Annotated in this window: 16 protein-coding genes; 3 read left to right on the top strand and 13 right to left on the bottom strand. The window is 60.6% G+C overall.

Features of this window, described 5'->3' with window-relative positions; translation table 11 throughout:
- Positions 1-41 precede the first annotated feature (41 nt).
- Both AC6CIA_RS00305 and AC6CIA_RS00300 read left to right on the top strand, forming a co-directional pair.
- Positions 42-2,282: a TonB-dependent siderophore receptor gene (locus AC6CIA_RS00305; RefSeq protein WP_498310097.1), complete on the top strand. Its 2,241-nt coding sequence runs from the start codon at positions 42-44 to the stop codon at positions 2,280-2,282.
- A 153-nt stretch (positions 2,283-2,435) separates the two neighbouring features.
- Positions 2,436-2,654: a hypothetical protein gene (locus AC6CIA_RS00300; protein ID WP_498310096.1), complete on the top strand. Its 219-nt coding sequence runs from the start codon at positions 2,436-2,438 to the stop codon at positions 2,652-2,654.
- A gap of 192 nt (positions 2,655-2,846) precedes the next feature.
- Here AC6CIA_RS00300 and AC6CIA_RS00295 read toward each other — a convergent pair whose 3' ends face one another.
- From AC6CIA_RS00295 to AC6CIA_RS00250, 10 genes are all read right to left on the bottom strand, one after another.
- A complete protein-coding gene (locus tag AC6CIA_RS00295) occupies positions 2,847-3,338 on the bottom strand; it encodes a GNAT family N-acetyltransferase (protein WP_498310095.1) in 492 nt (163 codons plus the stop codon).
- A 146-nt stretch (positions 3,339-3,484) separates the two neighbouring features.
- A complete protein-coding gene (zapE, locus tag AC6CIA_RS00290; RefSeq protein ID WP_498310414.1) occupies positions 3,485-4,591 on the bottom strand; it encodes a cell division protein ZapE in 1,107 nt (368 codons plus the stop codon).
- A 43-nt stretch (positions 4,592-4,634) separates the two neighbouring features.
- On the bottom strand, positions 4,635-4,976 hold the full coding sequence (locus tag AC6CIA_RS00285) for a nuclear transport factor 2 family protein (RefSeq protein ID WP_498310094.1): 342 nt from the start codon (positions 4,974-4,976) through the stop codon (positions 4,635-4,637).
- Between the two features lie 52 nt (positions 4,977-5,028).
- Positions 5,029-5,748, bottom strand: a complete 720-nt coding sequence (locus tag AC6CIA_RS00280; RefSeq protein WP_498310093.1) for a helix-turn-helix transcriptional regulator — start codon at positions 5,746-5,748, stop codon at positions 5,029-5,031.
- 156 nt (positions 5,749-5,904) lie between these two features.
- The gene (pepN, locus tag AC6CIA_RS00275) at positions 5,905-8,562 is read right to left on the bottom strand and encodes an aminopeptidase N (protein ID WP_498310092.1); all 2,658 of its coding nucleotides are present in this window, start codon (positions 8,560-8,562) and stop codon (positions 5,905-5,907) included.
- Positions 8,563-8,575: 13 nt separating this feature from the next.
- A complete protein-coding gene (locus tag AC6CIA_RS00270) occupies positions 8,576-9,406 on the bottom strand; it encodes a DUF2797 domain-containing protein (RefSeq protein ID WP_339531298.1) in 831 nt (276 codons plus the stop codon).
- Positions 9,403-9,663 carry a YeaC family protein gene (locus AC6CIA_RS00265; RefSeq protein ID WP_339531299.1) on the bottom strand — a complete coding sequence of 87 codons (261 nt, stop codon included), beginning with the start codon at positions 9,661-9,663 and terminating at the stop codon, positions 9,403-9,405. Before AC6CIA_RS00265 ends, AC6CIA_RS00270 begins: the two co-directional genes overlap by 4 nt.
- Positions 9,664-9,693: 30 nt before the next feature.
- Positions 9,694-10,563 (bottom strand): rhomboid family intramembrane serine protease, encoded by an 870-nt coding sequence (locus AC6CIA_RS00260; RefSeq protein WP_498310091.1) that lies wholly within the window; start codon positions 10,561-10,563, stop codon positions 9,694-9,696.
- Positions 10,560-11,531, bottom strand: coding sequence for a metallophosphoesterase (locus AC6CIA_RS00255; RefSeq protein WP_498310090.1), 972 nt, complete (start codon positions 11,529-11,531; stop codon positions 10,560-10,562). The genes AC6CIA_RS00260 and AC6CIA_RS00255 overlap by 4 nt, the downstream gene beginning before the upstream one ends.
- Positions 11,531-12,421, bottom strand: coding sequence for an NAD(+) kinase (locus AC6CIA_RS00250; protein WP_339531302.1), 891 nt, complete (start codon positions 12,419-12,421; stop codon positions 11,531-11,533). The genes AC6CIA_RS00255 and AC6CIA_RS00250 overlap by 1 nt, the downstream gene beginning before the upstream one ends.
- Positions 12,422-12,576: 155 nt before the next feature.
- Here AC6CIA_RS00250 and AC6CIA_RS00245 point away from each other — a divergent pair, with 155 nt between their 5' ends.
- Positions 12,577-13,524 carry a DUF1853 family protein gene (locus tag AC6CIA_RS00245; RefSeq protein WP_498310089.1) on the top strand — a complete coding sequence of 316 codons (948 nt, stop codon included), beginning with the start codon at positions 12,577-12,579 and terminating at the stop codon, positions 13,522-13,524.
- A gap of 250 nt (positions 13,525-13,774) precedes the next feature.
- Here the strand turns inward: AC6CIA_RS00245 and AC6CIA_RS00240 are convergent, their stop codons facing one another.
- From AC6CIA_RS00240 to cobN, 3 genes are all read right to left on the bottom strand, one after another.
- Positions 13,775-14,377 (bottom strand): vWA domain-containing protein, encoded by a 603-nt coding sequence (locus tag AC6CIA_RS00240; protein WP_498310088.1) that lies wholly within the window; start codon positions 14,375-14,377, stop codon positions 13,775-13,777.
- Positions 14,378-14,430: 53 nt separating this feature from the next.
- A complete protein-coding gene (locus AC6CIA_RS00235) occupies positions 14,431-15,441 on the bottom strand; it encodes a magnesium chelatase ATPase subunit I (RefSeq protein ID WP_498310087.1) in 1,011 nt (336 codons plus the stop codon).
- Positions 15,442-15,631: 190 nt separating this feature from the next.
- Positions 15,632-19,405, bottom strand: coding sequence for a cobaltochelatase subunit CobN (gene cobN, locus AC6CIA_RS00230; protein ID WP_498310086.1), 3,774 nt, complete (start codon positions 19,403-19,405; stop codon positions 15,632-15,634).

Genomic DNA, 19,405 nt, shown 5'->3' with positions numbered 1-19,405 from the left:
GCCAATGGCATTTTTTCATAGACGACAAGGAGTTCGCCGCGATGTTCGCGCCTATTACCCGTTCCATGACCTTGACTGTCGGGCTTTTCAGCGGGGTGCTGAGCCCGGATTTGCTGGCTGAAAACCCCGTCACTCGAGAAGGCAACGCTTCCGCCAGCGGCCTGGAGCTGGTCAGCACCCATATCACGGCCGACAACCTTGGTTCCGACACCGAAGACACAGGATCCTATACGACAGGCGCCATGAGCACCGCGACGCGGCTGAATCTCTCGATCAAGGAAACCCCGCAATCGGTTTCGGTGGTCACTCGCCAGCAGATGGATGACTTCAAGCTCGGTACATTGAGCGAGGTGATGAACCAGACCACGGGCGTGGTGGTGCAGCGCAACGACTCCGAGCGTTTCAACTTCTATTCCCGGGGCTACAGCATCCAGAACTTCCAGATCGACGGAATGCTCAATACGTTCTCCGGCTTGAAATCGGATTCCGACACGATCATCTATGACCGCATTGAAGTAGTCCGCGGTGCCACCGGCCTGACCACCGGCGCGGGCGATCCGTCAGGCACCATCAATATGGTGCGCAAGCGTCCCACCGCTGACTGGGCAGCCAAGGTCGGCACCAGTGCTGGCAGCTATGATAATTACTACAGCTATGTCGATGTCGGCGGGCCGCTGGGGTTCGACGGACGTTTGCGCGGGCGTACGATGCTGGCCTATCGCGACAGCAAGTCCTTCCGCGATCGTTATGCGCTGGAACGCAAGGTGGGCTACGGCATTCTGGAAGCCGACCTGACTGAAGACACGGTTCTCGCGGTAGGTTACGACTACCAGGACAAGCAGATTGAAGGCGCGACCTGGGGGAGCGTGCCCTACTGGAATTCGTTGGGCGGCAAGGCCAACATGCCGCGCTCGAACAACATCACCACCTCATGGAGTAACTGGCCGCTCACCGACCATACGCTGTTCGCGACCCTGGACCAACGCCTGAGCAACGACTGGCGCCTGAAAGCGGCCTACACCCATCGCGAAAGTGAAACCGATGGCAAGGTGTACTACGGCGGCGGCGGCTATCCGAATCCCGACCGCAGCGGCATCAGGGCCTACAGCAGCCACTTCAAGGATGATGACAAAATGGATGCCGTGGACTTCAACGTCGCGGGTTCCTACTCCCTGCTCGGCCGTGAACACGAAGCCATGTTCGGTTACGGCCAGGCCCGCCACCGGGATTCCTCGCCGTACATCGTCAGTGGCAAGTTGCCGGTCGACTATCTGCACATTCCAGACTGGGCCAACACGGGCGGTATCCCGGAGTTTGCCGATGAGACCACCGATCAGAACGCCAACACGGCCAGCACTTATCAAAAGGCCGGCTACCTGGCGACACGTCTCTCCTTGAGTGACAACTGGCATGCCGTGCTCGGCAGTCGTTATGGCAGCTGGAACACCAGCCGCTCAAGCTACGAGTATGAAGACCGGCAATTGGTAGGCATCAATCACAACAGCCAGACCCAAAAGGACGTATGGACGCCCTATGCAGGCTTGCTCTATGACATCGACCAGGACTTCACCGTTTACGCCAGCTACACCGATATCTTCAAGCCACAGACCGTACAAGACGTGAGCAACAAGTATCTGGAACCGATTGTTGGCAGAAGCTACGAGATCGGCTTGAAAGGCAGCATGCTGAATGACCGACTGACGTTCTCCAGCGCCGTATTCAGGACGATCCAGGACAATGTGGCGGAAATTGACGACTCAGTACCGCCAGGCCCCCAGGGCGAGGAGTACTACAAATCCGGCGGTAAAGGTAACAAGGTACAAGGTTTTGAAGTGGAGCTTTCCGGAGAATTGCGCGCCGATTGGAACGTGAAGGCGGGCTATACCTATACGCACTCGGTGAACGGCGACAAGGAACGCAATAACACCGCTCAACCGCTCAATCTGCTGCGCACTTCGACCACCTATCGCTTGCCGGGTCGGTGGCACGGGTTGACCGTTGGAGCCGGGGTCAACTGGCAAAGCGATATCTATCGGCATGCCCAGCGTCCGGTTGGACGAGGCAGCGATGGAAAGTTCATCACCCAGAGCACGGCTATTCGCCAGGAGGCTTACGCGGTGGTGAATCTCATGTCGCGTTACGAATTTGACAAAAACCTGTCGGCGTCGTTGAACGTGAATAATCTTTTCGATAAAAAATATTACAACAACGTCGGTTTCTACAATGGCGTCTATTGGGGTGACCCACGCACGATGACGCTAAGTCTGGACTGGAAAATCTAAGCGCTCACCTTTCCTGCCCTCAAGTTAACGAAGTGATTAACTTGAGGGCACTTGCAAGTTAACGCCCGCTTAATAAGCGTCCTACAGACTACTCCCACAAATCTGATCAAGGACGGTGCAGATACTCGATCACTTTTACCGGGAATACACGCAATGAAAATCTCGACGTTGATGCTTGCTGGCCTGATGAGCCTGACCTCCGTTGCCGCTTTCGCCGAAGGCGGCTCGGAGCGGGTCAAGGAGTTCTACAACAACTTCAGTTTCATCCAGGCAGAAACCCACGGCAGCGCCGAACAGACCGCTTCCAGCGACGCCCAGCCGTCCGAATCGAAGGTGCCTGAGCAAAGCAGCGAGAGCGAACACTCCAGCTGATGGGATGCGCCCTACCCTGCGCCATTCCGCTCTGATGGCGAAGGTTGATTTGGCGCCCTTTATCGGGCGCCTTTTTTATTTCCGAAAACAATTATCCTGCACTAAATCTGCGTCAGGTTATTGCAAGGGCCATTCAGCCAAGCATTAACTTCCACCCCAACAGGAGTGTTAATCCTGAGTTAACCTTGATGGTTAAAGAGACTTGTTCCAAAACAACATCCGGCCATGCTCGGAATCATAGACCGCGTCATCAAATCCGAACTTACGGTAAGAACCTTGCGCCACCGCATTGCCCTCCAATACCTCCAGGGTGATCTTGCAGCAACCACGCTGGCGAGCGATTTCCTCGACCTTTTGCAGCATTTTCTGACTCAGTCCCAGGCCACGGTATCGATCCATGACGACCACATCGTGCACATTGACCAATGGACGACAGGCAAAGGTCGAGAAGCCTTCAAAACAATTCACCAGACCTGCCGGTTCGCCCCCCACAAAGGCCAGGACACTGAAAGCATGCGGGCGCTTGGCCAATTCAGCGGGCAGTTGTTGCAGGAGATCCGCTGGCAAGGCCTGGCCACCGCCCATTGGATCTTGTGCGTAGTGGTCAAGCAGGCGACCAACAGCCTCGGCATGTACAGGATTGCTGTAGCTGGCTTGCAGCACCAGTATTTCTGCGGCGTCCATTTCCTTCCTCGATAACAGCTGTGTGGGGATGACCTCACCTGGAACATCGATTGTAAGCGTGGGGTCGGCATTAGATGAAGGAGATTAACTACATCTTGGTGCAGGAAAATAGTAACAAGCGCGGTGCTCGCTTACTGACCTGGTAGTCATGATTGTCCGAAACGCTGTAACTGCATCTCCTGCAAACGACTGAGGGTCCGACGGAACGCAAAACTCAGATACCCCTCGGTGTAAAGCTCCTCCAAGGGCAGACTGGCCTCAATGAACAGCGGCACTTTGCGGTCGTAACACTCGTCAACCAGGGCGATGAAGCGCCTGACGCTGTCGTCGTGGACGGACAACGCCGGCAGTTCACGGTCCCCAGCCTCCACGCGCAGAGCGGCGTCCTCGGTCCCCCGGGCAATTCGCCCCGGGCGCGTTTGCGCGCTCAAGGCTGGAACGTCGCTCAGCAAAATCGCCGTATAGCGATCACACAACTGCATGAAATCCATGGCGGACAACGCTTGCTCACACACGTCGGCGTAGCGACACCATAAGACCGTAGCGCAGGCCTTCACCACAGCAATGCGGCGCGAGCCGACAACGATGGGGACGTTGCTGCAGGATTGTCCCTGGCTCAAGCCTAGAAATACCTGTGCCAGCGCTTCAGGCTGGTCGACCCAGTAGCGTTGCAGCCGAGTCCCCGGGTGCAAGCGATGATCTTCATCGCCGTCGACAGCCACCACCCGCATGTTCGCCTTGAGCGCTTCGATAGCCGGTAAAAAACGCTCGCGATTGAAGCCATCGGCGTATAGCTGCTGCGGCGGTTGGTTGGAGGTACAGACCATCACCACGCCTTCTTCGAACATCACCTGAAACAGGCGACCAAGAATGATCGCATCACCGATGTCATTGACGAACAGCTCGTCGAAACACAGTACCCGTACCTCCAGGCTCAATTCGCGGGCCAAGGCCTTCAGCGGGTCGGGGGTACCGGTCAACTGGAACGAGCGTTGGTGCACCCACCCCATGAAGTGATGGAAGTGCTGGCGTCGCGCCGGCACCCGCAAGCTCTGATGGAACTGATCCATCAGCCAGGTCTTGCCGCGCCCTACCGGGCCCCACAGATAAACCCCGCTGACAGGCGCGCGGCCCTGATGCAAGGCTTGGTGGCAGTCCTGCAAGGCCTGCACCGCCTGACGCTGGGCGGCGTCGCAGACAAAGCCAGCCGTCAGGGCGTGTTGATAAGCGGCGAGTGGTGAGTCGAACGTCATGCGGGGCAGTATGCCATGATCACCGTCCAGCACGGATGTCATGCTACGGGGAAATGTCCAGGCGTACGATCTGGCCTCGTTCATTGAGCCGAAAGGTGTAGCGCAGTTCCAGCGGGCTTCCGGGAAAGCTGCCGCTGACCAGATTGTTCACCAACACCTTGCCGGTGCGCTGCTGGACATCCAGTATCTGGACTTTCGGTTGATATCGACGTCCGGTGTCTTCCATCCAGCGGGCTATCGCCGCCCTGCCGACCTGGTGCTGACCTTCATCGAAGACATTGGCTTCTTCGGCAAAACACTCAACCACCGCCGCCGTATCGCCGGCATTGGCGGCGGCGATATAAGTCGCAATGGCCGGGGCCAACTGAGAGGTGGGTCTGGACATGCTGGCAACTCCTTGTTGATGATTTCGGGAACCATCCTAAGGCACGTCTGTGTCAATTCTTGTCAGGAGTGAACGGTGCTGACTCATTCTGTTGTTCCATCAGCTTGCGCCATGCTCGCAGCCAGTCGCTGCGTCGTCCCGGATAGCGTTCCCCGTGTTCACCGGCAGCCGCAATCCGGTCGGTACGGAAGGTACGATAGGCGCCCCGCAACTCGCACCACGCCACAATCACCCGCGCTTCGTTGAGAAAACCCAGGGCCAGCGGCCAGATCAGGCGTTGGCTGGACGTTTGAGCGGCATCCGAATAGTCAATGTGCAGCTTGGCCTGGCTGCGAATCGCCTGGCGAAACACGTTGAGCGGCACAGTATTCTGCGGGTATCCATAGCCAGGTGGCCCTGGCAGCAACGTCGGGTTGCGCAAAGCCTCCTGGGAGGCGGGATCGAGGACCGCGGCGATTTTTGCCAACGCGTCAGCCGCGGCCTGACTCAAGACCTCATCGCCCCGCTGATCGACATAACGCAAGCCCAACACGATGGCTTCAGTCTCGTCGGCGTTGAGCATCAACGGCGGCAGAAACAACCCGCTGCGCAATACATAACCGATCCCCGCCTCACCATGAATCGGTGCGCCCAACGCGGACAGTTCGGCGATATCGCGATACAGCGTGCGCTCGGAAACCTCCAGTTCTGCAGCCAGCACAGCCGCGGTTACCGGGCGTTTCTTGCCACGCAGGACTTGCAACAAGGTCAGTAGGCGACTGGTTCGCGACACGTGCATCACGCTTGAGAGATGAGAGGTGCCGCAGCTTATCAGAGAGGATTGTCAGAAAGTGTCAGGAGCGCGGCAGCGCGCACCCGCGTTAATGGCCGCCGGTCAAACGCCAGCAGTGGCGGCTTGCCTGTCCCCAGCAAGCCGCCGCGCACGCCCTTACGCCAGGCTTTTGCTGACCACTTCAAATACATCGCTGGACAGCTCGCCCGAGCCTAGGATGCGCTCCAGCTCGGCCTTCATCAGCGCCTGACGGGCGCTGTCGTACTTGCGCCAGCGCGTCAACGGCGCCAACTGCCGCGATGCAATCTGCGGGTTGAGGGCGTTCAGCTCGATCACCAGATCCGCCAGGAAACGGTAGCCAGCGCCATCGGCGGCGTGGAAGTTGATCAGGTTCTGGCCGGCGAAGGCCCCGATCAGCGCACGAACCTTGTTCGGGTTCTTCAGGTTGAACGCCGGGTGCCGCATCAACGTCTTGACCCGCTCCAGGCCGCCAGGCAACGGACTGCCGGCCTGGACGCTGAACCACTGATCCATCACCAGCGGGTTGTCCTTGAAGTTCTCGGCGAACACCGCCAGGGCCTTGGCTTTTTGCTCTTCGAAAGGCGAATTGACCAGTATCGCCAGCGCTGTCAGGCGTTCGGTCATGTTGTCGCAGGTATCGAACTGTTCCAGGGTCGCGTCCAGCACTTCAGGTTTGCCGCTGAGCATCAGGTAGGACAGCGCGATATTCTGCAGGGCGCGGCGCGCGAAATGCTCGGCGCTGGCGACATAAGGGGTTTTCCTGGACAGGTCCCGATTGGCCTGGTAACGCAGCCACAGGCTTTCGAACAGGTTGTCGGCCAGTTGCTTGCGCGCAAACTCGCGGGCAGCGTGGATGGCGTCGACATCGGCCACTTCACTGATTTCCGCCAGATAGGCCTCACCCGGCAACGAGAGCATTTCCGCGACCATTGCCTGATCCAGGCTTTCGTCACTCAACACGCTGCGCAGTGCCGTGATCAAGCGCTGATCCAGCACCAGGGTCTTGCCCTGCTGATACTCGGCGATGAGTTCCTGTACGACCTGCACCGACAGTTGTTGGCCCGCCTCCCAGCGGTTGAAGCCATCGCTGTCGTGCTGCATCAGGAACATCAATTGGTCGCGGCTGTAAGGGAAGTTCAGCTTCACCGGCGCCGAGAAACCGCGAAGCAGAGAAGGCAGTGGCTGTTCGGCAATATCGACGAAGGTAAAGGTCTGCTCGGCCTCGGTCACCGACAACACGCGCGAGGTACCGAGCGCCGCCGCTTCGCCGCTCAGGCGCAGCGGCAGATCAGCGCCCTTGCCGTCCAGCAGACCCAGTTCGACTGGAATCACGAACGGCAGTTTTTCCATCTTGTCCGGGGTTTGCGGGCAGCTCTGGCGGAAGGTCAGGCTGTAGGTTTTTGCCGCACCATCGTAGGATTCGCTGACCGCCAAGCGTGGGGTGCCGGCTTGGCTGTACCAGCGTTTGAATTGCGTCAGGTCGGCGCCATTCGCGTCTTCCATGGCCTTGATGAAGTCGTCGCAGGTCACGGCCTGGCCGTCGTGGCGTTCAAAGTACAGGTCGCTGCCTTTGCGGAAACCTTCGGCACCCAGCAAGGTGTGGATCATGCCGACGACTTCGGAGCCTTTTTCATACACTGTCAGGGTGTAGAAATTGGAGATTTCGATAAAGCTGTCCGGGCGCACGGCATGAGCCATCGGGCCGGCATCTTCGGCGAACTGGTGGGTGCGCAGGTAAGCCACGTCCTGGATACGCTTGACCGTCGCCGAGTTCATGTCGGCGGAAAAGCCCGAATCGCGGAACACCGTGAAGCCTTCCTTGAGCGACAACTGGAACCAGTCGCGGCAGGTCACGCGGTTGCCCGACCAGTTATGGAAGTACTCGTGGGCGACGATGGCCTCGACCCGCTGGTGCGCGGCATCGGTGGCGGTTTCGGCCCGGGCCAGCACGGCACTGGAGTTGAAGATATTGAGGCCCTTGTTCTCCATGGCGCCCATGTTGAAGTCGTTGACCGCGACGATCATGAAGATATCCAGGTCGTATTCACGGCCGTAGACTTCCTCGTCCCAGCGCATGGACTTTTTCAAGCTGTTCATGGCGTGCTGGCACTTGTCGATGTTTTCCGGCTCGACGTAGATGCGCAAGGCCACGGTGCGTTGGGTCATGGTGATGAAGGTATCTTCAACGCACCACAAGTCACCGGCGACCAGGGCAAACAGGTAGGCCGGTTTCTTGAACGGGTCTTCCCAGGTGGCCCAGTGCCGCCCATCTTCGCCAGGACCGCTGGCAATCGGGTTGCCATTGGACAGCAACACCGGGTAGCGGTGCTGCTCGGCAATGACCGTGGTGGTGAACGTGCTCATCACGTCCGGGCGGTCCAGGTAATAGGTGATCTTGCGAAACCCTTCGGCTTCGCACTGAGTGCAGAACATGCCGCCGGATTTGTACAGGCCTTCCAGGGCGGTGTTGGTTTCCGGGTGAATCCTGACGCTGGTGTCCAGGGTAAAACTGTCGCTGGTCGGCTGCAGGGTCAGTTGGCTATCAGTCAATTGATAGTCAGTACTGCTCAGTTCCCGGTCGCCCAGGCTGACTGACAGCAACTCCAGCTGCTGGCCATCCAGTACCAGCGGCGGCAGGCCTTCGCCACGCTCGGGATTGCGGCGCATTACCAGCTGCGCGTGGACCAGGCTGTGGTCCTCGAACAACTCGAAGGTCAGGTGCGTCTCGTCAATCAGGTAGTCGGGCGCCTGATAGTCCTTTAAATAAATCATCTTCGCTTGTTCGGTGCGCATGCGTCGAATCCTTCTACTGATGCACGGCGAGCTGGTAAGCCGTGTATTTACGAATGTTGATAACGCCGGTGTCGAAGATCAGGTATTGGCCCTTGATCCCCATCAGCGTGCCTTCGGCAATCGGGTTCTTGTCCAGATTGAAGCTGACGATCTTGGCGGGATACTGCTCCACCGGGTAGCGTATTTCGAGCGGCTCGATATCAGTCACGGTTTGGATGGCTTGCAGGCCAAAGCGTTCCTGTAATTGCAGCAACCCGTCGGCGCAGGAGGCAAACAACTCATCGCGCACCTGGTTGAGGTCCACGGCAGGCGCGTCGCCCTTGAGCAAGGCACGCCAGTTGGTTTTGTCGGCCACCTGGCTGCGCAACACATCTTCGACGAAGCCCGACTGCTGACGCGTGGCCACGCGCATGATCGGCAGCGCCTGGCTCGCGCCCTGATCCAGCCAGCGGGTCGGCAGTTGCGTGGCACGGGTAATGCCGACCTTGATCCCCGACGAGTTGGCCAGGTACACCACATGATCGGTCATGCAGAACTTTTCGCCCCAGGCCGGATCGCGGCAGGTGCCGGCCTCGAAATGACAGCGTTCGGGGCTCATGATGCACAGATCGCACTGCGCCAGCTTAGTCATGCACGGATAGCAATAACCCTGGCTGAAACTGGTCTTGGTCTTGCGTCCGCAATGGGTGCAATGGATCGCTCCCAGGTATTCCAGGCGCACGGTCGTGCCAATCAACGGATTGACCGGCACCTCGGTATCGCCCAGGCGAAAAGCGTATTGAACGGTCGGCGTCCCCAATTGCGCCGACATCTTGCTGACTGCACCACGGCCAATCTCGATCAATGGATGGCATCCGACTTGAACAGGATGTTTTCCACGGTGGTCGATTTCGACTGGCATTCCTGCGGGCCCATGTAACCGGTCCGCTGATCTTCGGGCAGGTTCTGGATTTCCCAGGCGATCATCGCCTGCAGCGACAATTCGCGCTGCTCGGCGCTGAGCTTGCGCCCATCCGACCATTTGCCGATTTCCACGGCGAGCTTGAGGCTCTGGTAAATGTCCGGCGTGATGTTTTCAATCATTTCAGCAAAAGAGGACATAAGACTCTTCCTTAACCCGATAGGTGATATTCAAGAGGCCCGTCTGCGGCGGCTGTACAGCCCGCCCAGCAAACCGGTGAGGCAACCGACGAGCAACCCGCCGACATGCGCCGCATTGGCGATTTCGCCGAAACCGATCATCGAGACCAGGCCCGACAGGCAGAGCAACAGCCATACCAGCATCATCACCAGCACCCCACGGGGCAAGCGATAGGCCGGATTGGGCGCCAGCATCTGATAAATCCAGCAATGTCCGAGCAGGCCATACAAGACACCGGACAAGCCACCAAACAGGCCGGGGCCGCCGAACGTGTATTGAGCGTAGTTGGAAACCAGGCTGAACAGCAGCGTCAGGCCGAGCAAGTTGATACTGCCCTGGCGCGACTCGATACGCCGCCCCAGCTCCCAGTACCACATGCCGTTCATGGCCAGGTGCAGGATGCCGAAGTGAATCAGCATCGGTGTGACCAATCGCCACCACTGCCCCGCGGCCAGACTGTCGGCCAGCGGAGTGAAATACAGGTATTCGCCGGCGACGCGGAACTGCAGGAACGTCAGCCAACTCATGGCCTGCAGGTTGTCGCCCAGCATTGTTGCGGCACCGACGATCAGGCTGAGCAGCAAGATGGCGGCGGTCAACGGGCTATGGCGCAGTTGCTGGATAAACCCAGGGCGCTTGACGTCCTGCTCCTGGGGAATATCCAACTGCTGATCCGGGTCGCCGCCCGGAAAACGCTGATACAGGCTACGCACATCGTCGCTGATGACGTCAGGCACCCACAGCACTTGCTCCCCCGCTTCTTCGCTGACGCGATGGGGCACCTGCATGCGCTGCAGGAGCTTGATAAAGCCGCCCAGGTCCACGCTCAGTGGCAAGCGCAATACCGCTACGGTACTCATGAAATGACCTCCGGACGCTCGACATCGACCCAGACGAACTTGCTCGGGTCGAGGCGACTTTCCTGATCCAGGCGATAGGCGACCAACTTGCCGTACAGCACCGCGCTGTAATCCAGGCAAGCCAGATTCGGACGGATCGGCGCTGGTTTGCCGCTGCGCCAGTAATGGCCGACAAACAACAAGGGTTCATCGATGCCATAACGCAGCAATGAGTTTTTTTCGCTCGAGGACAATGGCGTGCGTGCCACGGGGTCAGGCAAGGCATCCGGCTGAAAGACGATATCACCGTAGGTTTTCGGGTCGTCTTCCCAGAATTTGGTGCGAAAGAACGAGCGCGTCAGGCCGTCGCCGCCGGTCAGCGTCAAACCGTGTGGCAGGCGCATGTCCGTGCCGCGCAGCAAACGATCAAACGCATTGCAGGCAAAACTGCCCGGCACGGCAGCGGCTTGCAGGAAGTGCTGGTCAATACAGCCATCCGCAAACGTTGCGCGCAGCGGTTCGATAAAACTGTCGTCCCAGCATGCATGCACCACCCGAAAGCGCCCGGCATCGACGAACAGCGGCATGTCGTAGAACCAGCCAAGAAAGTCGTGCCAGTCGCCAGGGTGGTGTTCGAACTGAGTCAGGGTCTCCTGGATCAACCGTGCGTGACGCGGGTTGTGTTCGCGCACAAACTGCTTGCCGCTGCCCGGTGGGGCCGGCGTGGTCCAGCCGAGGGCATTGAATTCATGGTTGCCCATGAGGCACAGCGCCTGGCCGGCTTCGGCCATGTCATGGACGATATGCAGCGCCTCGCGGATACGCGGGCCACGGTCGATGATATCGCCGAGGAACACCGCCATTCGTGATGGGTGGCGCCAGGCGCCGCCTTGCTTGTGATAACCCATTTGGTCGAGCAAGTGCTCAAGGGTATGAGCACAACCATGCACGTCACCAATCAGGTCGTAGCTACGCGCGGGATCGAGCATCAGTCGCCTCCACCCCCCAAGCGGCTGCCCCAGCCCAGCTTGGTCCGGCAGACTTCGTAGTAGTTGTGGTCCAGTGGGTGGATCAACCGCAGTTTCTGCGCTTTCTTGCTCACAGTGATCGTGTCACCCGGCGCGCAAGTGAAGTGATTCTGCCCGTCGCAGGAGACTTGCGGGTAAATCTGCATGTCTTTGGAGACCACGATTTTCAACTCACTGTTGCCGTCGACCACGATGGGCCTGCTGGACAACATATGGGGGTACATCGGCACGATCACAATGGCGTCGAGCTTGGGATGCATGATCGGACCACCCGCCGACAGCGCGTAGGCGGTTGACCCGGTGGGCGTGGCGACGATCAGGCCATCGGCCTTCTGGCTGCAGACAAACTGGCCGTCGATATACAGTTCGAACTCGATCATCCGCGTCGACTTGCCAGGGTGCAGTACCACGTCATTCAGGGCATCGCCCTGGCCGATGGCTTCGCCGTGGCGGCGTACTTCGGCCTGCAGCAGGAAACGGTTTTCCACCAGATAATGACCGTCGAGGACCTTGGCCACTTCCACTTCCAACTCGTCGGGGCGGATATCCGTGAGAAACCCCAGGCTGCCCCGGTTGATCCCCAGCACCGGCACATTATGCCGTGCCAAGGCCCGGGCCGCGCCCAGCAGGCTGCCGTCGCCACCGACCACGATCACCATGTCGCACACTTCACCGAGCATCTTGCGCGACGACGTCTGCAGGCCGTGGCCGGGCAGAATCTCGGCGATGGTGTCTTCGAGGATCACATGCAGGTGGCGCTCGAGCAGAAACGTTTTCAGCCGGCGGACGGTGTCCAGCACTTGGGTACTGCCCAAGCGACCGATGATGCCGATATTGCGAAATTGCTCCATGGGGCTCCTGCGGGGTTCGGGGTCTGGCAAAAAGAACGATTATGGGCGAAAGGCGCCGTTAGACAAAATCCTTTGTGCCCGAGAGGCCCAGACGCCAGCGGTTTTGCATGCCACCGGCGATCCCGCACTGACGCGTAAACGGCTATGCTCGGAGCATGACTTTGTTCGCTGACTTGCAGCACTTGCCCCGTCAATTGCGTCACCCTGAGGTGCGTGATCTGGCGTGGGTGATCATTGCACCGCCAATGCTCGCCCAAACACCCTGGCCGCAACGTCATCCGCTGGCGGGCAGCGACTGGGTGCAGGCGCCCGATCAACTGGAGCGCTGGCTCAGGCAGCTGGACCACGACAGTCACCTCCTGCAGCACTGGTTGAGCCAGGCCCGCACCCGACGCCTGGGCCTGTATTACGAGCGATTGTGGCAATTTGCCGTGCAGCACGCGCCCGGTGTCGAGCTGCTGGCGGCCAACCTGCCCATTCGCCAAGCCGGCCACACCCTCGGGGAGCTGGACATGCTGCTGCAGGACCGTGACGGCGTGCACCACCTGGAACTGGCGATCAAGCTCTACCTGGGCCCGCAGGATGGCGACGGCCAGGACGCGGCGCATTGGCTGGGTCCGGGCTGCCACGACCGTCTCGACCGCAAGCTGGCGCATCTGGCCCAGCATCAGTTGCCGATTTCTGCACGCCCGGAAAGCCGTGAAGTGCTGGCGGCACTGGATATCCGCCAGTTCGATGCGCAACTGTGGCTGGGAGGTTATTTGTTGTATCCCTGGCCCGGCCAGGCCGAGCCGCCAATGGGCGCCCACCCCAGGCATCTGCGAGGGCGCTGGTTGCATCAGCGCGACTGGCTGGACTTTGTCAGGGGCCGCCCGCCGGGTCGCTGGCAACCTCTGCCCCGGCATGCCTGGCTGGCCCCGGCTCACTACGAGGCAAATGAGGTGTGGAGTGATGAGCGGATGCACGGCTGGCTGGCAGACCTCGATCCGATGGCGCCGGCGCAATTGTTGGTGCGGCTGGTCCAGAGCGGTGAAGACTGGGAGGAAGCCGAGCGCTTGTTTCTGGTCGCGGACCTTTGGCCGAATGTGCAGGGAACGGGTTGAGGCTTGTGAAGACTCGGCGTGCCCTCAACTGCGGATTGATCCATAACTGGGCGTCTAAGGCCGCCTTCTAAATGTAGGAGCGAGCGTGCTCGCGAAAAACCTGAGGACGCCGCGGGGGCCAGATTTCCCGCGTCATCGTTGACGATTTTCGCGAGCAAGCTCGCGCCTACAAGAGGGGAATTCGGTCGCAAAAGTCAGGCCGCCGTGGTGTTGATTTTGATCTTGGGCGCCCATGCCGACAACCCAACCTCTAGAGCGTATCGATATGCCGATAGGCAATGCCCAGCCCGGCTGCAAGCACCTGGCCCCGGCCCAACCTGATCGGTCCCCGTTCGATATCCACCAGCAATCCTGGACATTCCAGATCCGGTAGCCCGGAAATATCCTTGAGTCGCCCATCGGTCACCACCAGCAACCGCTGCCGCTCCGCCGGATAGCGCTTGCGTCGGCCCCGCAACCAATGCCCAGCCTCAACCAACGCCCCCAGCAACGGCGTGCCGCCGCCAGCGCCAAGCCCTTCCAGCCAACTCGCCAAGCCTTTCGCCGCCTTCAACCCCTGCACGTGCCACTGGGGCGATTGGCCGCTGACCGTCAACAGTGCCATTCGCGCGCGCTGCCGATAGGCATCGTCAAACACCTGAGCCAGTAAACCCTTGGCATCGCTCAACGCCTGATGCCGGCGGGTTGAGGCCGAGGCGTCGACAATCACCAGCCATAGTTCATGGGGCGAGCGGCTGCGCAGTCGATACACCACATCTTCCCGGCGTTGCGGACGTCCAGCCAGCAAGGTGCCCGGCCAATTGATCGCGCCTTCGACGCTGCCGCGCGCCTGTCCTTGCCTGCCCTTGTGCAATCGGCCCGCCTTGGGCCGGGCATCCGCCCCCGCGTCAGGTCGAGGACGAATGCCTAGGGCTTTTTTGGCCAGTTGGGCACTTCCCGTCGTGCGCCTGTGGGCAACGCGGGTGCGGGCATTTCACCCCATTGGCCCTGTCCCTGGCCTTGCTCTTCAGGGCGCTTCAAGGGGGGCGCTGCGGATGTTGCATCGGGCGGGCTCGCGAGGGGCGATTGTTCCTGGCGTCGGTGACGCAAGGCGAACTCCGCTACGGCGTCGATATCCTCCCCGCTGATCGCTGTCGCGCCGCGCCAGGCAGCATGGGCACGCGCGCCGCGCAGCCACACCAGGTCCGCACGCAGTCCATCGACGCCCGCCGCAAAACAACGTTCGGTAATCTGCGCCAATGCCTGGTCATCCAGCGCAATGCTGTCCAGCGCTGCGCGTGCCTCGGTGCAACGCTCACGCAGTGCTGCTTGCTGAGCCGACCATTGCGCACAGAACCCATGCGCATCGCTGTCGAAATCCAACCGCCTGCGGATAATTTGCCCGCGTTCGGCGGGCAGCGTTTGACCACTCAAGGCCACGTTGAAACCAAAGCGATCGAGCAATTGCGGGCGCAACTCACCTTCTTCAGGGTTCATCGTGCCAATCAACACGAAACGCGCCGAGTGCCGGTGGGATATACCGTCGCGCTCGATCAGGTTAGTGCCGCTGGCGGCGACGTCCAACAACAGATCCACGAGGTGATCGGGCAACAGATTGACTTCATCGACGTACAGCACGCCGCCATCGGCCTTGGCCAGTACCCCAGGGGAAAACTGCGCGCGGCCTTCGGCCAACGCCGCGTCAAGATCAAGCGTGCCTACCAGACGCTCTTCGGTGGCGCCCAGCGGCAGAGTGACGAACTGCCCGCTGGCCAGCAAGTCCGCCAGGCCGCGGGCCAGTGTGGACTTGGCCATGCCACGTGGGCCTTCGATCAATACGCCACCGATCTTCGGGTCGATGGCAGTGAGGCACAGCGCCAGTTTCAGGTTGTCGGCGCCCACTACGGCAGACAGTGGGAAATGAGGTGTATCGTTCATTGCTGGGTCTCAGTGGGTTGCTTTTTTGTGGTGGGGCAGGCAGATCGCCCCCTCACCCTAACCCTCTCCCCAAAGGGGCGAGAGGACTTGCCGAGGTGTGCAAAGAAAATCAGCGACCTGAACGACCGAGTCGATCATGGATTCAAAGAAAATCGCTCACGTCGTAGTAAGTGCATCGTCGAAAACCACCTCAACCCTCTTCCTCTATATCCAACAACACATTCTCCAGCGCCTCTCGATATGCCCCCGGGTCCTGCCACATACCGCGCTGCTGGGCTTCCAGCATGCGTTCGGTCATGTCGCGCAAGGCATCAGGGTTGTGCTGCTGGACAAACGCGCGGGTGTCGGGATCGAGTAAATAGGCATCGGCCAGCAATGCATATTGATGATCGTCGATCAGCGCCGTGGTGGCATCGAAGGCAAACAGATTGTCCACGGTCGCGGCCATCTCGAACGCACCTTTATAGCCATGGCGCTTGACCCCTTCAATCCACTTGGGATTGGCTGCCCGCGAGCGAATCACCCGGTTCAGTTCTTCCTTTAACGTACGGATTTTTGGCAAGTCCGGCTGGCTATGATCGCCATGATAACTGGCGGCCTGGGTCCCGCTCAGGGTTTCCACGGCAGCGAGCATGCCGCCCTGGAATTGGTAGTAATCATTGGAATCGAGCAGGTCGTGCTCGCGATTGTCCTGATTCTGCAGCACCGCCTGCACCTGGCTCAGGCGCCGGGCGAATGGCTCGCTCGCGGCGCTGCCTTCGTCGCTGCCGCCATAGGCATACGCGCCCCAGTCCAGGTAGACCCGCGCCAAATCCGCACGACTTTGCCACAGGCGCCCATCGATCGCGCCCTGCACGCCTGCACCATAGGCGCCGGGTTTTGCTCCGAAGATCCGCCAGCCGGCCTGTTTAGCCGCCGCGTCCTCATCCAGCCCGGACCGGCACAACGCCTCACGCTCGCTGCGCACCTTGGCGGCCAGCGGGTTCATGTCATCCGGTTCATCCAGTGCCGCCACGGCTTGCACCGCCGCATCGAACAGACGGATCAGGTTGGCAAACGCGTCGCGGAAAAAACCCGACACCCGCAAAGTGACATCAACCCGCGGACGGTCGAGCAGGCTCAGTGGCAGGATCTCGAAGTCATCCACCCGTTGGCTGCCGGTGGCCCATACGGGGCGCACGCCCATCAGCGCCATGGCCTGGGCGATGTCATCACCGCCGGTGCGCATGGTGGCGGTGCCCCACACCGACAAGCCCAGTTGGCGCAGGTGATCGCCATGGTCTTGCAGATGCCGCTCCAGAATCAGGCTGGCCGACTGAAAACCCAGGCGCCAGGCGGTGGTGGTCGGCAGATTGCGCACGTCCACCGAGAAAAAGTTGCGCCCGGTAGGCAGCACATCCAGGCGCCCACGGCTTGGCGCGCCACTGGGGCCGGCGGGTACAAAACGCCCGGCCAGAGCATCCAGCAAACCGCGTATTTCTGCCGGGCCACAGGCGTCCAGGCGTGGTGCGAGCACACTGCGCACGCTGTCCATCACCGCCTTGACGTCTTGCCAGCCAGGCACATCGAGTTGCGCGACCACGCCTTCCAGGCTGTGTTCGATCAAGCGCGCCGCGTACAACTCCAGACGCTCGCGGGTGTCGCCCGCGGTGCGCCATAACTGTGAGTCAATCTGCTGCAATGCCTCGGGACGGCGCCCAGTCCAGGGTTCGGCCAAGGCGCAATCGAGTGGGTCGAAGTCCAGCTCGAAGGCCTTGGCCAGGACCCGCAGCAGACTCGCTTGCGGGCCTCGGCCGTCGCCACGGGGAATGCGCGACAGCGCCAGCAAGGTGTCGATACGCAACCGACCTGCGGGGGACTCTCCGAAGATATGCAGACCGTCGCGGATCTGCGATTCCTTCAGGTCGCACAGGTAAGTGTCCAGGCGTGGCAGCCAGATCGCCGCGTCGACGTCGCTGTCGAGGTTGGCATCGAGCATCAGTTCCTGGTCGATACGCGTCTCGCGTACCAGTCGCAGAATATCTTTTTGCAGCTCCCTGGCACGTCGTGGGTCGAGCAACTGCGCTTCGTAATACTCATCGGCCAACAGTTCCAGATTACGCAATGGGCCGTAGGTTTCAGCGCGGCTCAGCGGCGGCATCAGGTGATCGATGATCACTGCCTGGGTACGGCGCTTGGCCTGGGCGCCCTCGCCCGGGTCATTGACAATAAACGGATAGATATTGGGCAGCGGGCCGAGCAGCGCATCCGGCCAGCAGCTCTCGGAAAGTCCAACGCCCTTGCCCGGTAGCCACTCCAGGTTGCCGTGCTTACCCACATGAATCAGCGCATGGGCGCCGTAGGTCTGGCGCAACCAGAAGTAGAAGGCCAGATAGGCGTGGGGTGGCACCAGGTCCGGGTCGTGATACACGGCACTGGCGTCCACCTGATAGCCGCGGGCGGGCTGAATACCGACAAAGGTCAGGCCAAAGCGCACGCCGGCGATCATCAGGCGGCCGTCACGGAACATCGGGTCATGATCCGGCGTGCCCCAGCGCGCCAACACTGCGGCGCGGTTGGCTTCGGGCAACTGCTTGAACAGGGTGTCGTAGGCGTCCAGTCCCAGGCTTTGATGGCAGGGGCGCAGGTCCAGGCTATCGAGGTCGTTGCTCACGCCACCCAGCAGTTGCTGAATCAACGCCGTGCCGCTGTCCGGTAACACCTGCGGCAGCGGATACCCCTCGGCTTGCAGCGCACGGAGAATATTCAAGGCGGCGGCCGGGGTGTCCAGGCCCACGCCATTGCCGATGCGGCCGTCACGGGTCGGGTAGTTGGCGAGAATCAACGCGATACGCTTTTGCGGGTTTGGCACCTGTGCCAGGTCAACCCAGCGTCGCGCCAGTTCAGCGACAAAATCCATGCGTTCCGCTACGGCCCGATAGCACACCACGTCCGACTGACTGCGCTCGCTGCGCCAGGCAAGGTCCTTGAAGCTGATGGGCCGGCTGATGATGCGACCGTCCAGCTCCGGCAAGGCAATGTGCATCGCCAGGTCACGCGGTCCAAGGCCCTGCTCGCTGGCTCGCCAGCCCGGCTCATTGTCTTGGGCACAAATCGCCTGAATCACCGGTATATTGCGCCGAAACGGCCGCAGATGCGGCGCTTCAGGGCTGGACTGGGCAAAACCGGTGGTATTCAGAATCACCGATGCCTGGACTTCATCCAGCAGGTCCTCAACCACCGCGAGGCAGCCGGGCTCCTTCAAGCTGGCCACCGCCATCGGCAACGGGTTGAGTCCCGAGGCCTGCAAACGCTGGCAGAACACATCAATGAAAGCGGTATTGGCCGCCTGTAAATGCGAACGGTAGAACAGTACCGCCGCCACCGGACGCTCGGCTTGCCAGTCCGCCTGCCAATCGCTCAGCCCGGCATGGGCCTGGCGTGGATGATAAATCGCCGTGCGCGGCAGGATCTGCGGTTCGCACCAGGGGTAAGCGCGGCCCAATTGGCCGGCTGCCAGGCAGCCATAAAAATTCAACGCATTGCCCAGGCCACCTTGGCGCAGGAACTGCCACAAGCGATCGCGCGTCTCGGCATCGACGGTGCTCAGGCTGCTGAGTTCCGGGTCAGGCCGGTCATCGCCTGGCACCAGAATCAGTTGTACGCCCTGCTCCGCCAGCTCCACCAGGCGCTGAATGCCGTAGCGCCAGTAGCCAATGCCGCCATGCAGCGAAATCAGGATGAGCTTGGCATGGCGCAGCACCTGGTCGACATACAGATCGACCGACGCATGGTTCTGCACCTGCATCGGATTGGCCAGGCGCAGGCTCGGATAATCCTCGGGCAACTGCCGCGCCGCTTCCGCCAGCAATGCCAGGCTGGAGTCGCCACTGCACAGGATCACCAGCTCGGCTGGGGTCTGTCCGAGGTCGGCGATGTTGTCATCGGCAACGAATCCGCCGGGCTGGGTCCTGAGCAAGTGCAT

Source organism: Pseudomonas sp. GQ91 (assembly GCF_059758795.1).
The sequence above is the reverse complement of the archived record's forward strand: the minus strand, read 5'-3'. Positions and strand labels throughout refer to the sequence as shown.

Coding starts and splice junctions, on each gene's coding strand:
- AC6CIA_RS00305 (WP_498310097.1), top strand. CDS start 42: ATGTTCGCGCCTATTACCCGTTCCATGACCTTGACTGTCGGGCTTTTC.
- AC6CIA_RS00300 (WP_498310096.1), top strand. CDS start 2,436: ATGAAAATCTCGACGTTGATGCTTGCTGGCCTGATGAGCCTGACCTCC.
- AC6CIA_RS00295 (WP_498310095.1), bottom strand. CDS start 3,338: ATGGACGCCGCAGAAATACTGGTGCTGCAAGCCAGCTACAGCAATCCT.
- zapE (WP_498310414.1), bottom strand. CDS start 4,591: ATGACGTTCGACTCACCACTCGCCGCTTATCAACACGCCCTGACGGCT.
- AC6CIA_RS00285 (WP_498310094.1), bottom strand. CDS start 4,976: ATGTCCAGACCCACCTCTCAGTTGGCCCCGGCCATTGCGACTTATATC.
- pepN (WP_498310092.1), bottom strand. CDS start 8,562: ATGCGCACCGAACAAGCGAAGATGATTTATTTAAAGGACTATCAGGCG.
- AC6CIA_RS00265 (WP_339531299.1), bottom strand. CDS start 9,663: ATGTCCTCTTTTGCTGAAATGATTGAAAACATCACGCCGGACATTTAC.
- AC6CIA_RS00260 (WP_498310091.1), bottom strand. CDS start 10,563: ATGAGTACCGTAGCGGTATTGCGCTTGCCACTGAGCGTGGACCTGGGC.
- AC6CIA_RS00255 (WP_498310090.1), bottom strand. CDS start 11,531: ATGCTCGATCCCGCGCGTAGCTACGACCTGATTGGTGACGTGCATGGT.
- AC6CIA_RS00250 (WP_339531302.1), bottom strand. CDS start 12,421: ATGGAGCAATTTCGCAATATCGGCATCATCGGTCGCTTGGGCAGTACC.
- AC6CIA_RS00245 (WP_498310089.1), top strand. CDS start 12,577: ATGACTTTGTTCGCTGACTTGCAGCACTTGCCCCGTCAATTGCGTCAC.
- AC6CIA_RS00235 (WP_498310087.1), bottom strand. CDS start 15,441: ATGAACGATACACCTCATTTCCCACTGTCTGCCGTAGTGGGCGCCGAC.
- cobN (WP_498310086.1), bottom strand. CDS start 19,405: ATGCACTTGCTCAGGACCCAGCCCGGCGGATTCGTTGCCGATGACAAC.